This window comes from Butyrivibrio sp., assembly GCF_015056685.1.
Classification (GTDB): domain Bacteria; phylum Bacillota; class Clostridia; order Lachnospirales; family Lachnospiraceae; genus Butyrivibrio.
This window is the reverse complement of record NZ_SVFW01000003.1, coordinates 64,382-80,483: the sequence shown is the minus strand read 5'-3', so window position 1 is coordinate 80,483 and position 16,102 is coordinate 64,382. Positions and strand designations below refer to the sequence as shown.

Below are 16,102 nucleotides of genomic sequence, written 5' to 3'. Positions count from 1 at the left end.
CCGGGAATCCTCTTATACACCTAATTATCATGGCTTTAGCCCTGTTGCTACTTGGAGGTTGCGGAAATTATGAGGGAGAGAGGCCATCTTTTGCGAATGCTGAGATGGCGGGGGAAATTTCAATGGAAGTTTTAGATAGAGTGGAGATTATGAAGAGTTACAAGAAGATTACAGAACACAATCCTATTATGGTTCAGAGATTTGGTGCCGATCCTTATGCACTTGTATATAAAGACCGTGTCTATATCTACATGACAGGTGATAAATTCTCTTACAATGCTGATGGAACAGTAAAAGAGAATACTTATGGCAACATAAACACTATAAATGTAGTGTCTTCAGACGACCTTGTAAACTGGACAGATCACGGAACAGTTTATGCAGCAGGAACAAATGGAGCAGCATCCTGGGGAGCTAATTCATGGGCACCGGCAGCAGCTTACAAAACAATAGATGGCAAGGATAAGTTCTTTTTATACTTCGCAAATAATGGAAACGGAATCGCTGTACTTACAGCAGACAGCCCGGTTGGACCATTTACTGATCCAATTGGCGGCCCGCTTATTTCAAGGGAGACTCCAACATGTGCTGAGGTTACATGGCTCTTTGATCCTGCTGTACTTATGGACGATGACGGAGAAGCCTATATCTATTTTGGCGGTGGAGTTCCTTGTAAGGAAAAAGCTTCAAATCCGGGAACAGCAAGAGTAGCAAAACTTGGAAAAGATATGATTAGTATTGATGGTGATCCAAAACCAATCGAGAATGTGCCATATCTGTTTGAGGATTCAGGAATAAACAAAATTGGCGGAGTTTACTACTATTCATATTGTTCTAACTTTGATGTGCCACAGGGAGCAGAGTCTGAACTTGGCTTCTCACAGGGAGAAATAGTGACAATGAAGTCAGATTCTCCTATGGGACCTTTTGAACCGGCCCACGCCGTTCTTAAGAATCCTCAGGTGTTCTTTGGTCAGGGTGGAAACAACCATCACTGCATGTTTGAATTTGACGGACATTGGTATATCACATACCATTCAAGAATTCTGGAAAAAGAAATGGGAATCCTTCAGGGATACAGAAGCACAAATATCGACAGCCTGATGCTGGGCGGAGACCTTGAGCCAACAGCCAGCATAGGCACAAGACATGGTGTTGACCAGACAAAAGCCTTTGATCCATATAAAGAAATTCCTGCAGTAACCATGAGCAACTGCGCTGATATCAAGACTACACAGTATGGCGATGTTGCTAAAAAGTATGGCTCAGGAGAGATGATCCTTACAGGAATCCAGGACGGATCATGGACAAGCCTTTCAGGAGTTGAGTTTGGAAATGGCGGCGCTGCTGCGCTTGATATTAAAGCTCTAGGCAACGGAACTGGTAAGATTTATGTCAAATTAGACACTCCTGCATCTGATGCTATTGGAACAATATGTGTAGATCTTAATACAAAAGAGCCTGAGACAATGCATATGACATTTGACGATACAATAAAGGGTAAGCATGACGTTTTCTTCGTTTTTGAAGGTGAAGGATATCAGGTTTACTCATGGGAATTTACAAGATAAGAATGCGAATCTGATAATGCAGAGATAGATAGTATGGATTGTGTATTTTTACGAATCTTACGCAGGCGGAGATGATTTACAAAATGAAAAAACAGATAAATGTCGACTGTTTTGAATAAGCATGAAAGGAGACATTTATCTGTTTTTGAATTTTAGTAAATCACGACAACGAGTAGTGAGTAAAAATACACAATCCTACAACTTATTTAGCTCGCACATCTCCGCGTTCTCGGCCGAGGCCACCGGAATAGAGGGCACGGTATTCGCCAGGAGTACAGCCCTTCTTTTGCTTGAAGGTCCTGTTAAAGGTAGAAATACTTGAAAAGCCTGCCTGCAGCGCAATGTCTGTAATTGAGAGACGGTCATCGGTTAAAAGAACTTCTGTGGCCTTGATCCTCTGATTTATCAGGTAGTCATAGAAAGTGCAATTCATGTATTCCTTGAAGAGCCTTGAAAAATGGAACTTTGAAAAACCGCTGAGGGCAGCAGCATCTTCAAGGGTAATATCATATACATAATTGTTATCAATATAGTCGATGACAGAGTTGAGCTTTTCAAAATACTCATTCCTCTTAACCGGAGTGCTCTCAGTAAAGAGATTGATCTTGCTGAGATGATATCTTGAAAGCATTGTCATTATCTGGAAGAGGTGTGAGTAGATTGAGAACTCATAGAACTCTGTTTTCTGGAAGTATTCCTGCCAGATCATTGAAAAGCTGTCATATATTTCGTTGTATATAGGAGCATAGTTTTCAGGTGTGATGTGAATGCATTCCTGAAGTAGCTGCATAAGGCTTGTGTAGCCTCGAAGTGATGAAAAAAAGTCAATGTCAAAAAGGCATACATATCTGCATCCTGTCTTGGGTGCATGAAGAGCGTGAGATTTCCTTGGAGGAACGATAATGATCTCGCCGGGCATTACATGGTGTGAAACGCCATCAATCTCAACATCATAATAATTCTCAATAGGAGAGATGATTTCCAAAGCATTGTGCCAATGAGATGAATAGTCACATGAAAGTTCGTTGTACCAAATACGAAGCGCACTATCTTTTGGGAAAATCTGTTTTTCAACATTGTTGACCATTACTCGTGTTTTGTAATCGGTATTCTGTTGATAATATTCAAGCTTAACGGCCGGGTCTTTCCTAGGTGGCATAGCTGTAACCTCTCTTATTTCAGATACTATTTTACGAATAATTCATAAATTATGATAACATCTTATGATTAGTAAAACTTCTCAAAAATTGCTATTCTCTATTCTTTTCTGCTCATATTAGATAATACATTCTAGAACATCCCTATGCCAATTGTGAAAAATGCACAAAAAACAAAGGGCAATTTCTGCCACCTAATCGCAATATCTGAATGTCGTCTGGCAACAACTGGTAAGCGAGTCAGGCCTGTAGCCTATATGCTATACATTGTCAACTTTAATATGTTTTAGCAAAAAGTGATTACTAGAAAGCGGGGAGGAAAGTTGATGGTAAAGGGGAAGTATCTGGCAGTGATGGCTCTGGCAGCCGTAATGATGTCAACATCGGCCTGCGGCAGCGTGAGCAGTACAGCTGCATCTTCAGCAGAATCCGGCATAGAATCCAACATAGAATCAAATACAGAGTCAGGTGCGGAAGCAAAGGCACAAGAAGTATCAAATACAGAAGCATCTGCAAAAGAAGATACGAATATAGAAGGAAGTACAGCGATGAGCACAGCAGAGCAGCAAGATGTGGTAAAAGAAATTCCGGCGCTTCGTGACGCAGTGGAGAAAAAAATGGGCTGCAGGATCGGATGCGCGATAACCGGAAAAGAGCCCTGGGACTCAAAACTTTGGGATCTGGTAACAACTCACTTTAATGCAGTTACCCTCGGAAATGAATTAAAACCCGATTCACTTTTCGGATACAGCGTAAGTAAATGCCCAGGAACAAAAGAGGCAGAACTAAACGGCGAAACAATTACAGTTCCCGTTCTTAATTACACGAATCCTGAAAAGATCCTGAACAAGATACTTAAATGGAATGAAGCAAATCCTGACAGACAGATAAAGGTAAGAGGCCATGTTCTTTTGTGGCATTCGCAGACACCGGAGTGGTTCTTCCATGTTGACTACGACAAGACAAAAGATTATGTGACAGCCGAAGAAATGGACAAGAGACTTGAGTGGTACATAAGAGAAGTCCTTACACACTTCACAGGCGACGGCAGTCCATATAAAGATCTTTTCTACGGATGGGATGTTGTAAATGAAGCTGTATCAGATTCGACAGGAACTTACAGGACTGATACTGAAAGACCTGAAGAAGACCTTTTGGAAGACAGACACGGCGGCAATTCAAGCTGGTGGCATGTATATCAGAATGAAGACTTCATAATAAATGCTTTTAAATATGCCAACAAATATGCACCTGCAGACCTTGAGCTTTACTACAACGACTACAACGAATGCGATGCAAAAAAGAGAGAAGGAATCATCAAACTCCTTGAGAAAATAAAGGAAAATGAAGGAGCTCCCGGTGAAGGAACAAGGATTTCAGCCATGGGAATGCAGGGACATTACAGTATGGAAGGTCCTTCAGCAGCTGAGATGGAAACATCAATAAAGGCTTACGGAAAAGTCGTAGGAGTAGTTCAGGTTACAGAGTGGGATTTAAGAGCTACAGATGGTTATGATGGAAGCCCTGAAGCGATGGAAGAAGAGTATGAGAAGCAGAGAAAGATCTACAACCTCATGTATTATGCTCTTCAATCCGCCAAGAACTCAGGCGTAAACATAACAGGCATGACTTTCTGGGGAACAATAGATACGCTTTCATGGCTTCAGTTCAGATCAAATGTAGGCGGTGGAAGCAATAAAGAGCAAAAACAATGTCCATTGCTTTTTGATGGAAATTACGAGCCTAAGCCGGCTTTCTGGGTATTTGCTCAAGAATAATAACTGTAAAAATAGGGACTAAAAACATGAACAAAACACTTAAAAAAGTTTTAATAGTTGTGGGAATCCTGGCAGTTATAGTATGCATATGCATTGGTCTTTCAAGCAGAAAGATCGAAGACTTCAGTGCCAAATATGCAGATGCCGATCTTACCGAAGAAATAGAAGGCATGGAAAGAGTTGGTGCCTACACCGGATATATAAATGAACATGCAAAAGATGCTTATCCACAGGAAAACGTGGAAGTTAGCCTTTTTGATTATCAGTCAACAGGTGAGGTGTACAAAGAATCAGTTGCATCAAGAGATGGCGTTTTCACAGGAACCGGTTCAGAGATCACCTGGAACGTAAATGTTCCAACAGCCGGAATGTACCAGATAGATATCGACTACTACATTCCGGAGTCAAGAGGTGTTCCTGCAGAAAGAACTGTACTGGTAAACGGCGAGATTCCATTTGAAGATGCAAGAAACATTTCTTTTACCAGAATGTGGATGGACGGTGGAGAGAAAAAGATAGATAACCAGGGAAATGAGATCCGTCCAAGGCAGGTTGAGTACTTCGATTGGCAGAGTGCATTCTTTAGAGATGACATGGGATTCGTAGCTGAGCCTTATGTTTTCTACTTTGAAAAAGGTGACAACACTCTGACATTTGTAGCAGACAATGAACCTATGGTCCTTTCAAGGGTTGAGCTTTGCGGAGTAAAAGAAACACCGAGCTACGAGCAGTATATCGCAAGCAATCAGGGCAGTGAAGGAACAGAAGCTGCAAAAACTTATCTTGAAGTAGTTCAGGGCGAGGATTCAACATTAAGGTCAGAATCTTCACTTTATGCAAAATATGACAGATCATCACCTACAACAGTTCCAAACAGTGTTACAACAACAGTCCTTAACTACGTTGGCGGTGAGGCCTGGAGAGCTTCCGGACAGTGGATTGAGTGGAATTTTGAAGTTCCCGAAGATGGTTATTACAACATCACGGTTAAGGCAAGACAGAATTATGCAAGAGGTTCTGTATCAAACAGAAGTGTCCTTATAGATGGAAAGATTCCATTTAAAGAACTTGAAGAAATCTCTTTTGCCTACAGTAATGACTGGGACTCAATGACACTCTCAGATGTAGATGGAAATCCTTATAAGTTTTATCTTACAAAAGGAGCACACAACATAAGACTTGAGGCAACTCTTGGCGGCATGGGTGCGATCCTTGAGGAAATGGAAGATTCAACTTACAGACTGAATCAGATATACAGAAGAATTCTGGTATACACAGGTGCAAGACCTGATGTGTACAGAGATTATCACATTGATACAACTTATCCGGAAATTATGAAGGCCATGGATCTTGAAGCAAAAAGACTTTACAAGATCGTCGATGATATGGTTGCTTACTCCGGACAGAAAGCAGATAACATCGCAACAGCGCAGACTATCGCGCAGCAGCTTGAAAGATTTATAGAAAAGCCTCAGAAGATCACAACAGAGTTTGTTACATTCAAGGACAATATAACATCTCTTGGTACCGCGTCTCTTAAGATGAGTGAGACAAAGCTTGATGTGGATTACCTGGTGATTTCAGGAACTGATGCAAAGGTAAAAAAAGATAAGGCTAACTTCTTTACTAAAGCAGGTCATGAGATAAAGTCTTTTATCGCATCATTCTTTGTGGACTACAACTCAGTTGGTGATGTTTATGATGAAAACTCAAGCGACAAAGTAGTTAAGGTTTGGGTACTCACAGGTAGAGACCAGGGAACAATCCTTAAGTCCATGGTTGATGATGATTTTACTCCAAATTCAGGAGTAAAGGTAAACGTAGAGATTGTAGATCCCGGAGCACTTCTTAATGCAGTACTTGCAGGACGAGGACCAAACGTAGTTTTATCAGTTGGTGCCGATCAGCCTGTAAACTACGCCCTCAGAGGTGCAGCAGAGGATATAACACAGTTTGATGGATGGGAAGAAGTTTTATCTCACTATTCAGAGAGTTCATATGAACAGTACAGACTTGACGGACATATTTACGGTATTCCTGAGACACAGGGCTTCAACGTAATGTTCTACAGAAAAGATGTACTTGAAGAGCTTGGTCTTGAGACTCCGCAGACATGGAAAGAACTGATCGAGATGCTTCCGACCATTCAGGGAAATAACCTTTCAATCGGTATCCCGACAGCAGCAGGAAGTAGCGGAGCTGCAGCAGCGTCAACATCGATCATGTCAAATGTGCCTGACCTTTCGATGTACTTCTCACTACTTTACCAGTATGGCGGAGACATGTACAACGAGGCGGGAACAAAGACAACGGTTAATACCGAAGCCGGAGTAAAGGCATTCGATGACTACGTAAGATACTTTAACGACTACGGAATCCCAACTATCTACGACTTTGTAAGCAGATTCCGTGCAGGAGAAATGCCAATAGGTGTAGCACCATATTCAACCTACAACACACTTATGGTTTCTGCTCCTGAAATAAGAGGCCTCTGGGATTTCACACTTATCCCGGGAACCGAGAGAGTAGATGCAAATGGTAAAAAATATATCGACAGATCAGACTTCATCACAGGAAGTGCAACAATGATGATCGCAACAGAGGATGAAGAGCTCAGGCAGAATTCATGGGAATTCATGAAGTGGTGGGCAAATGCTGATACACAGGTAAGATTCGGTAGAGAGATCGAGGCACTCCTTGGTTCATCTGCAAGATATGCAACAGCAAACAGAGATGCATTTGAGAATCTTTCCTGGAGCGCTGACGATATCAAAGTTTTGAGCGAGCAGTGGGACAACACAGTTGGTATCAGAGAAGTTCCGGGTGGATATTTCACAGGAAGACACATCTCAAATGCCATAAGAAAAGTAATCAACGAAAAGGTTGATTCCAGAGAGACAATCATCGATTACTCGATTCTCATTGACGAAGAGATCAAGAAGAAACGTATTGAGTTTGGTATGCCGGTTGAATAAAAACAAGGACCGATGGAGAACTGACAATGAAGGAATATCTGCAGAAGTATATAAAGCTTCGAAAGCATAATTTTACAGTGGCACTTAAAAAGGCCAAAAACCGCAAGATGTGTTATCTCTTTCTTGCTCCATATGCAATATTGTTCACTATGTTCTATGTGTTCCCTGTAGTTGCATCAATCTACTACAGCTTCACATATTACAACATCCTTGAACCGCCGAGATTTATCGGACTTCAGAACTACATAAGCCTTGTGCTTCAGGATGATATCTTCCTGATAGGTGTAAAAAACACACTGATGATAGCACTGATAACAGGGCCTTTGGGCTACATTCTTTCTTTCCTGTTTGCATGGCTTATAAATGAGCTTCCAAGATGGATCAGAAGTATAGCGGTAATCGTGTTCTATGCGCCATCAATTGCAGGTAACTGTTATGTTATCTTCTCAGTGTTCTTTAGAGGAGATGCTTACGGATACGTAAACGCTTTCCTGATGAGTGTGGGAATCATTGATGGTCCTAAGCTTTGGCTTATTGATCCACATTACATGCTTCCAATATGTATGCTGGTTATCCTCTGGATGAGTTTGGGAACAGGATTCCTTTCATTCGTAGCCGGACTTCAGGGCGTAGACAGAGCCCAGTTTGAAGCAGGCTACATGGATGGAATAAAGAACAGATGGCAGGAGCTTTGGTATATCACACTTCCAAACATGAAACCAATGCTTATGTTCGGTGCAGTTATGTCAATCACATCATCTTTTGGTGTCGCAGATGTAACCATGGCCCTTTGTGGATATCCAAGTACAGATTATGCTGCACGTACAATTGTTACTCATTTGTTTGACTATGGTTTTTCAAGATTTGAAATGGGTTATGCCTGCGCAATAGCAACAATATTGTTCCTTATGATGATACTTTGCAACAAGGCAATCCAGAGTCTTTTAAGGAGAGTTGGAACTTGATATGAGCAAGAAGCTAATTAAGAAAAGAAAACCGAACAGATCAATTGCAGGAGATATAGCGCTTTACGTTTTCCTTGTACTTGTTGCCATAGTCATGGCTTTTCCGATCATATACGCAGTCAGCAGTGCACTTAAGCCTCTGGATGAACTTTTTAAATTCCCACCGAGAATTTTTCCTCAGCATCCTACGCTTGATAACTTCTCAGATTTGTTTGTAACAATGGGAAAATCCTGGGTCACATTTACAAGATACCTGTTCAACACAGTTTTCATCACATTTGTTGGAACAGCAGGGCACCTTATCATTGCCTCAATGGGAGCTTTCGTTCTTGCGAAATATGATTTCCCGGGAAACAAGGCATTTTTCAAACTTGTAACAGTAGCCATGATGTTCACAGGTTGGGTAACACAGATTCCTAACTACCTGATACTTAATAAACTCGGATGGATCGATACCTACTGGTCAATTATCATCCCGGCCTTCGCTTCACCAATGGGTCTTTTCCTTATGAAGCAGTTCATGGAAGGTCTTCCTACATCACTTATAGAAGCAGCCAAGATTGACGGTGCCAATGAGTGGAAAGTATTTTCAGGAATAGTAATGCCAAACGTTAAGCCTGCGTGGATGACACTTATTATATTCTCAGTTCAGGCTCTTTGGAACAACAAGGCATCAACATATATCTATTCAGAAGAAAGAAAAACTCTTGTATATGCCCTTCAGCAGATCCAGAGCGGAGGAATTGCAAGAACAGGACAGGGAGCAGCTGTTCTTGTTGTTGTTATGATCGTTCCAATCATTATCTTTGTATTCTCTGAGAGCCAGATCCTTGAGACAATGGCTAGCTCAGGTCTTAAAGATTAAAGCGAAAGGTCAAGGCGATATGCGTAAAAAGAATTTATTCATAAGAACTTTAGCAGCATTCATTGGTGTATCAGTTGTGCTTTTACAGCCTGTTACGGCCTGCGCAGAAGAGAAACACTACACATATAACTACGATTATTGGGGAGACGTTCAGGAGAGTCCTGATCTGTATTCTGTCAGCAAAGTACTCACATCTTCTGAGCTTGGACTTGATGTCAAACTTAAAAATCCTCAGGGACTGTTTGCTGTCGGCAATTCTCTTTATCTGTGTGATACAGGTAACAACAGGATCATAGAACTGAACAGAGTATCACCTGAGAAGCTTGAAGTTGTAAGAGTTGTAGATTCAATAAAAGGCGGATCAGGACCTGCGACCTTTAACAATCCCACTGATATCTCAGTTTCAGAAGATGGAAATATCTTCATAGCAGATCAGGGAAATGCAAGGATACTGAAGGTTGATAAGGATTTCAACTATCTGATGGAATTTATCAAACCTACAGATAATACCCTTGATCCTGCCCTTGTTTTTCAGCCAAATAAACTGGTAGTTGATACGGCAGAGAGAGTTTACTGTATTGCATCCGGAATAAACAAAGGTCTTGTGAAGTACGAAAATGACGGCACTTTCTCAGGATTTGTTGGAGCCACACCGGTTAGCTTTGACTGGACGGACTATATATGGAAAAAGCTCGCTTCTCAGGAACAGAGAGCAAAACTTGAGTCATTCGTTCCTACAGAGTATGAAAACATCTACATGGATTATGAAGGCTTCATATATGCAACAAGAGCGCTTACAGAAGATCAGGCAAGAGCTGCTGAAGCAGCTGTACGAAAGCTGAATCTTATGGGAGATGACATTTTGGTTGCAAATGGTAACTGGTTTATAGGCGGAGATCTTTACCTTGGATCCGGCGGTGGATATGAAGGACCTTCAATCCTCACAGATGTAACAGTTATGGACAATGACATCTATGTGTGCCTGGACAGAAACAGAGGAAGACTTTTTGCATATGATGACCAGGGCAGAATGGTATTTGCTTTCGGTGGAAACGGTAACATGGATGGATACTTTAGAAGACCATCAGCAATTGAGCACATCGGCCATGAGCTTTATGTTGTAGACAGCCTTGACTGCTCGATAACATCCTTTGTTCCTACTGAATTTGGAAACCTTGTGTACAGCGCAATAGAGGAGTTTGACAAGGGAAATTACGAAGCTTCAAGTGATTACTGGCAGCAGGTCATGGACCAGAACGGTAACTACGACCTTGCTTATATCGGAATCGGAAGAGCACTTCTTCGTCAGGAACAGTACAAAGATGCCATGAAGTACTTCGAACTTAAGTATGACAGAGAGAATTACTCAAAGGCATACAAACAGTACAGAAAAGAGTGGGTTGAGGCTCATATCGGATGGATAGTAGCAATTATCCTCATACTTTTCCTTGTGCCTCTTACCATAGGAAAGATAAAGAGTATCAAGTGGCAGATTGATAATGCTGACATATTCAAAGTAGAAGAAAACAGGTGAAGCTATGATAGCAAATGTTAGAGAAAACCTTACTCCAAAGGAAAAATATATAGATTCCCTCAAGTTTGCACTTTACTGCACGACTCATCCTCTGGATGGATTCTGGGATCTTACTCATGAAAAAAGAGGTACATACGCAGCAGCGAATACAATACTTGCCCTTGCGCTTCTTATAAGAATACTGAAGCTTCGCTATACGAGCTTTCTGTTTATGGAAGTTTACTGGGAAGACTTAAATATCTTCATGTATCTGGCAAGTATAGTTTTCCCGCTTACGCTCTGGGTACTTGGAAACTGGGGACTTACAACACTGTTCGACGGAAAAGGAAGACTTGGACAGGTCTACATGGCAACATGTTACGCATTTACTCCATATGTCCTGATACAGTTTCCGCTCATGATATTCAGTAATTTTGTAACGGTTCAGGAAGCAGAATTCTACTCGGTTGTAAGCTTATTATCATTAGTTTATTCAGCTCTTTTGATAATAGCGGCAATGGGGCAGATCCACGAGTATTCTGCAGGAAAGAACTTATTGTTCGTTGTAGCAACACTTTTTGCAATGCTGGTAATGATATTCATCCTGATGATCTTCTTTAGCATGGTCGCTCAGGGAATTGCATATTTCATTTCCCTGGGAAAAGAATTGATGTTCCGAATGTAGTAATAACAAGAGGTGACGGATTTGAAGACAGAAAATAAGAAACCAATAAAAATATATATAGGTTCATTCCTGACAACTATAGTAAAGCATTTGCCCTCGATTATTCTGGCTTTGATCATAGTTATTGCAGCCATATTTGTTATTAACTACAAGCCTGCAGTAGAAGAAAAAGAGCTGGTTCAGCCCTATACATTTGAGGGAAATGACACACCTGTTGTAGTAGACAACGGTGAACTGAAACTAACCATGGATCCTTTGACAACAGCCTTTGAACTTGAGGTTAAGGATTCCGGAAAAGTATGGCGCTCAAATCCTGCTGACGTTTTAGAGGATACGGCAGCTCTTGATGATCAGAAGTCATTCCTTCAGTCTCCACTTGTTATGTCATATTCCATAACACAGGGACTTGAGACAACCTACAGCACTTTTGGCTATAGCACAAACAACGGAATATACGAGATCGTTCCGGGCGACAATGAGATCAGAGTCAACTACTCACTTGGTAATGTAGAAAAAGAATATGTGGTACCGCCGGTTATCACTGAAACAGAGATGAATGACTGGCTTTCAAAGATGGACAAGAAAGAAGCCGATCTTGTTAAGCAGTATTACAAGAAATACGACATCAACAAGCTCACGGCAAAGGACAACAAGGATGAGCTCTTAGCAAATTATCCAAGCATGGAAAATGAAGTTATCTACGTTCTCAGAAGCGGAACAAAAGAAAACGTGAAAAAAACCATCGAAGAAAAGTTTGCAGCAGTTGGTTACACATATGAGAATTACCTTGCGGACAAAGAGCTTGATCTTTCAGTTAAGACTTCAGAAAACCCAGTGTTCAATGTCAGCGTAGTTTACAAGCTCGAGGGAAAAGATCTGGTGGTAGAAGTTCCACTTAAAGACCTTGAGTACGACAAAGAAACACCTATCTATACAATAACTCCTCTTCCGTATTTTGGAGCAGGCGGTCCAAACGATAAAGGATTTATGTTTGTTCCTGAAGGTGGCGGAGCAACAATTAACTTCAACAACGGTAAGACTTCACAGAGCAGCTATTACACAAACGTTTATGGCTGGGATATGTGCCTTTCAAGAGATGCTGTAGTACACAACACAAGAGCATATTACGGTGTGTACGGTGTATCTGAAGGAAATGATTCTTTTATCTGCATCCTGGAGGAAGGAAGCCCATACGCATCTATTCAGGCAGACATTGCAGGAAAGAACCACAGTTACAACTACGTAAATGCAAAATACAGTATCTGTCAGAGAGAAAAATATGATGTAGGCGATATCGCCAACTCAGATATTTATGAATACATAAAAGAGTTACCTGATGAGACTCTGACTCAGAGGTACACCTTCGTAAATTCAGGAGATTATGTGGACATGGCCAAGTGCTATGGTAAATATCTCCAGAACAAGTACGCAGGATATATGGACCTTGTTAGTGATGAAAGCACTCCTGTTGCTATTGAAATGGTAGGAGCCATCGATAAGGTTAAGCAGGTTGTGGGTGTTCCTGTATCAAGACCACTTAAGCTCACAAGTTATAAAGATGCAGCAAATATAGTTGAAGACCTTAGTGCAAACGGCGTTTCAAACATGAAAGTAAAAATGCTTGGCTGGTGTAACGGCGGTGTTCAGCAAAAGATACTTAAGAAAGCAAAAACAATTTCTGATCTTGGAAGCAAAAAAGACTTAAAGAACATGATAGCCTCTGCTGATGAAAAAGGAGCTGAAGTCTACCTCAACGGTGTAACAGAGTATGCATATGACAGCAACCTTCTTGATGGATTCTTCTCTTTTAGAGATGCAGCAAAATTCATAAGTAAGGAAAGAGCTGAACTTTACAATTACAGCCATGTAACTTATGCACAGAGGGAAAACACAGATAACAACTACTTCCTTCTTCACACAGATCTTTCAAAGAAATTGTCAGATGTACTTGTAAAGAGCAGTAACAGTCTTGGCGCAGGTGCCTGCTTTGAAGACTTGGGAATGGATCTTTCTTCTGACTTTTCCAGAAAGAAGACCTACAGCAGAGAAGCTGTAAAGAATCTCCAGGTTGAGCAGCTTAAAGGATACGCAGATGGCGGATCAAAGCTCATGATAAACATGGGTAACGATTATGCAATTCCTTTCTGTTCCATGGTTACAGAGATGGATTTAAGAGGAAGTGAATACACAATCCTTGATGAATGTGTTCCATTCTTCCAGATAGCAGTTCACGGAAGAGTTGATTATACAGGCAATCCAATAAACATTTGCGGTAATGCTGAAAACGAAGTTCTATATAGCGCTGAGTATGGAGCAGGCCTTTGCTTCTCATTTATGGAAGAGAGCTCTTTTGCCACTCAGAAAACTCTGTACACAGATTACTATGGTTCAACATATGATTCCTGGAAAGACAAGATGCTTGGTATCTACAACAGATACAATGCAGAACTTGGACACACATTCAATCAGGAAATGGTTGGACATAAGAACTTAAATTCAGATGTTTCATGTACAGAATATGCAGATGGAACACAAGTATATGTCAATTACGGTTATAGCGACTTTACTACAGATGAAGGCGTAAAAGTACCGGCAAGAGACTATATCGTTAAGAGATAAGGAAGGCATCCTTTATGAGTAAGCAGAAAAATAAACTGGCAGGATTACAAAAGCGAAAAGCCATATCGGGATATTGTTTCATATCACCATTTATTCTTGGTTTTTTGCTGTTCATGATAAAACCGCTTTTTGAATCCTGTTACATGAGTTTTTGTAACGTTGATCTGTCAGCAGGAAAGGTTACAAAGACATTTTCAGGAATTACCAATTACATATTTGCGTTCAGGGTTGATCCGGAATACAACAGGCTTTTGTGGGAGGAACTTTCAAGAATGATGGTTTACTCACTGGCGATCATAGTATTCAGCTTCTTTGTGGCACTTGTACTGAATCAGAAATTTAAAGGAAGAGCCCTGGTAAGAGCAATATTCTTTTTACCTGTTATCCTTTCATCCGGCGTGATCGTAGGACTTGAATCAAACAACCAGCTTATGGCAAATCTGGCACAGAGTATTGAACAGACAACAGAGGGTGTGAGTATTACAGGAGCTCTTGAATCAATACTTAGAACAACAGGCGTGGGCGTGAGAGCTTTTGAACAGGTATTTGAAGTCATAGATAACATTTACGATGTGGCACTTGCTTCCGGAATTCAGATCATTATCTTTTTATCAGGTCTTCAGACAATCTCATCAAGTATGTATGAAGCCGCTGATATAGAAGGATGTACAAAATGGGAGAGTTTGTGGAAGATAACATTCCCAATGATAAGCTCATTGTTCCTTGTTAACTGGATCTACACAGTTGTTGATTTCTGCATGAGATCAGATAACGGAGTAATCGAAAAGATCCAGAAGGTAATGATCGAGCAGCAGCAATATGGAAATGCTTCAGCAATGTCATGGATCTATTTCATCCTGGTACTTGCATTTGTGGGAATAACATCATTCTTTATTTCTAAGAGGGTTTACTACTATGACTAATGTAAAAACAAATAGTGCCTACGCAAAGCAGAGCTTTTGGGAGAGGAACAAACAGTCCGGAGGATATCTGCTTAGAAAAGTAATAGGAGAGAGAGCTGTAAGCATTGTAAGATTCATTCTTCTTTTTGGAATGTGCTTCATGATCATTCAGCCGATCCTGAATAAAATATCTGTCAGCTTCATGACAGAGCAGGATCTTTATAATCCGGTTGTTATCTCGATTCCTGAGCACTTTACAACAGCTAACTACAGACTGGCAGCAGAGCTTATAAGTTTTAAAGAAGCGCTTTTTAATTCAACTCTTATATCACTTACGATAGCAGCGCTTCAGATTGCAATGTGCACACTGGTTGGATACGGGTTCGCAAGATTTGAATTTCCATTAAAGAAATTCTGGTTTGCATGTGTGATACTTGTTATCCTCATTCCGCCACAGACCATTGCCAGCTCACTCCATCTGCACTTCAGATTTTTTGATGTACTTGGTCTTTCACAGCTCATAACAGGTCAGACTATTAACCTGAGGGGTTCAAAACTCCCATATTATCTTATGAGCGCCGGATGCATGGGACTTAAGAACGGTTTGTATATTTACATGATCCGTCAGTATTTCAGAAATATCCCTGGGGATCTGGAAGAAGCCGCTTATGTAGATGGCTGCGGAACATTTAAGACTTTTATCAGGATCATGCTTCCACAGGCAAAGCCAATTCTTACATCATGTTTCCTCTTCGCCTTTGTTTGGCAGTGGACAGATGGATTTTATTCAAGAATGTTCCTTGGAAACACAAAGCTTATAAGTACAGGTCTTTCAAGAATTGTGGATAGTCTCGGAGCATATATTCAGAGAATAAACGGTGTAAAAACAACAATTTCAATAGCTTATTCAAACTGTATTCTCGCAACAGGAACACTTATGATCATCGTTCCGCTCATTGTTCTTTATCTTTTTGCACAGAGAGCATTTGTTGAGAGTATCAGTAGTACAGGTATCAAGATGTAAGGTTCCACCCGGACAATAAGTCTGGATAACAATAATATTACCTTAGGG

Annotated in this window: 11 protein-coding genes; 10 read left to right on the top strand and 1 reads right to left on the bottom strand. The window is 40.8% G+C overall.

Annotated features, from left to right (window positions below):
* Positions 1–122: 122 nt before the first annotated feature.
* Positions 123–1,571: a glycoside hydrolase family 43 protein gene (locus E7303_RS01790; RefSeq protein WP_292143574.1), complete on the top strand. Its 1,449-nt coding sequence runs from the start codon at positions 123–125 to the stop codon at positions 1,569–1,571.
* 202 nt (positions 1,572–1,773) lie between these two features.
* Here the strand turns inward: E7303_RS01790 and E7303_RS01785 are convergent, their stop codons facing one another.
* A complete protein-coding gene (locus tag E7303_RS01785; protein ID WP_292143573.1) occupies positions 1,774–2,730 on the bottom strand; it encodes a helix-turn-helix transcriptional regulator in 957 nt (318 codons plus the stop codon).
* A 324-nt stretch (positions 2,731–3,054) separates the two neighbouring features.
* Here E7303_RS01785 and E7303_RS01780 point away from each other — a divergent pair, with 324 nt between their 5' ends.
* The 9 genes from E7303_RS01780 to E7303_RS01740 are packed head-to-tail and all read left to right on the top strand — an operon-like array spanning position 3,055 to position 16,054.
* Positions 3,055–4,506 (top strand): endo-1,4-beta-xylanase, encoded by a 1,452-nt coding sequence (locus E7303_RS01780; protein WP_292143572.1) that lies wholly within the window; start codon positions 3,055–3,057, stop codon positions 4,504–4,506.
* Between the two features lie 26 nt (positions 4,507–4,532).
* Positions 4,533–7,481, top strand: coding sequence for an extracellular solute-binding protein (locus E7303_RS01775; RefSeq protein WP_292143571.1), 2,949 nt, complete (start codon positions 4,533–4,535; stop codon positions 7,479–7,481).
* Between the two features lie 26 nt (positions 7,482–7,507).
* On the top strand, positions 7,508–8,446 hold the full coding sequence (locus E7303_RS01770) for a carbohydrate ABC transporter permease (RefSeq protein WP_022772464.1): 939 nt from the start codon (positions 7,508–7,510) through the stop codon (positions 8,444–8,446).
* Position 8,447: 1 nt separating this feature from the next.
* Positions 8,448–9,311: a carbohydrate ABC transporter permease gene (locus E7303_RS01765; protein WP_022772462.1), complete on the top strand. Its 864-nt coding sequence runs from the start codon at positions 8,448–8,450 to the stop codon at positions 9,309–9,311.
* A 19-nt stretch (positions 9,312–9,330) separates the two neighbouring features.
* The gene (locus E7303_RS01760; protein WP_292143570.1) at positions 9,331–10,845 is read left to right on the top strand and encodes a hypothetical protein; all 1,515 of its coding nucleotides are present in this window, start codon (positions 9,331–9,333) and stop codon (positions 10,843–10,845) included.
* Between the two features lie 4 nt (positions 10,846–10,849).
* Complete coding sequence (locus tag E7303_RS01755; protein WP_074885443.1) at positions 10,850–11,509, top strand: Yip1 family protein; 660 nt, start codon at positions 10,850–10,852, stop codon at positions 11,507–11,509.
* A gap of 21 nt (positions 11,510–11,530) precedes the next feature.
* Entirely contained in the window at positions 11,531–14,128 is a 2,598-nt protein-coding gene (locus tag E7303_RS01750) for a DUF5696 domain-containing protein (RefSeq protein WP_292143569.1), read from the top strand.
* 14 nt (positions 14,129–14,142) lie between these two features.
* Complete coding sequence (locus E7303_RS01745; protein WP_022772457.1) at positions 14,143–15,051, top strand: carbohydrate ABC transporter permease; 909 nt, start codon at positions 14,143–14,145, stop codon at positions 15,049–15,051.
* On the top strand, positions 15,044–16,054 hold the full coding sequence (locus tag E7303_RS01740) for a carbohydrate ABC transporter permease (protein ID WP_292143568.1): 1,011 nt from the start codon (positions 15,044–15,046) through the stop codon (positions 16,052–16,054). The genes E7303_RS01745 and E7303_RS01740 overlap by 8 nt, the downstream gene beginning before the upstream one ends.
* Positions 16,055–16,102 lie beyond the last annotated feature (48 nt).